Source organism: Schleiferilactobacillus perolens DSM 12744 (assembly GCF_001435585.1).
GTDB classification, from domain to species: Bacteria; Bacillota; Bacilli; order Lactobacillales; family Lactobacillaceae; genus Schleiferilactobacillus; species Schleiferilactobacillus perolens.
The window spans coordinates 1-983 of the sequence record NZ_AZEC01000052.1 but is presented as its reverse complement, the minus strand read 5'-3'; the positions used below and the strand labels follow the sequence as shown (position 1 = coordinate 983).

Annotated in this window: 1 protein-coding gene; it reads left to right on the top strand. The window is 34.5% G+C overall.

Annotated features, from left to right (window positions below; all coding sequences use genetic code 11):
* Positions 1-364: 364 nt before the first annotated feature.
* Positions 365-983, top strand: a 619-nt coding sequence (locus FD09_RS15560) for a transposase (RefSeq protein WP_338054265.1), incomplete at its 3' end; no start/stop codon positions are given.

The window sequence follows — 983 nt, the reverse complement described above, 5'->3', positions numbered from 1 at the left end:
GTATAGACCCTATATATTCATAGCCCCTTTCTGTTTGGTGTTAAAGTATTAGTCATCGATGTCATGCACTATCTTGTTTAGCTCCGTTTTGATGGAACTGGAAATATTTTCTAAATTGAAATGATTATATATTTCTTTATACTTAAGCATCCTTTTTTGTGCCTTATTTAATTTACACTCATTGTTACCCACTACCCATTCATCCTTTGTACGTATAAAGGGGTTTTGCGCACTTTCCTTTAACGCGTTTTGAACATCTTCATAAGGTAAATAAAATTCAATTGTAGATTTATTTAATTTTACAATCTACCAATTAGCTAAAAGTATTTGGCTAACTTGATTATAAAACGCGCGTAAAAAAAGCATTATTGAGTACTTTAATAGATTCCATATCAATACCCGAAAACGGGTTCAAACCGTAACTCTGGATCTCAATAGTTACTATAAAGATATCGTTAAGGAAATGTTTCCAAACGCAGAAATTGTCGTTGATCGATTCCACATTATCGCCATGATGACGCGGGCATTCAACCAGACTAGAGTTCAGACAATGAAAAAATATGACAAGAAATCTATCGAATATCGACTGCTTAAGTTCTCATGGAAACTATATTTGAAGCACTTTGATGAACTAGAAGTCAGCCAAACTTTCTATGATCGTCATTTACGACAGCAGTTAACTCAACAAGGGCGAGTACAAATGGAGCTTGACACTGATGACACTATTTCGAGCACATACGATGCGCTGCAAGGTATCATGTCCTGTCTTAAAAATCATGACAAAGATGGCATTGTCTACTATCTCTACAAAAATGAAAACCTAAGTTTTCAAATGAAGGAAACACTAAAAACGTTTAAAAGTAATCTGGAAATTGTCTTGAATGCCAGTGAATCTAAGTATTCTAACGGTCCAATTGAAGGTATTAATCGGATGATTAAGCAGATTCAGCGGACTGCGTTTGGATTTAGAAATTTCCATCATT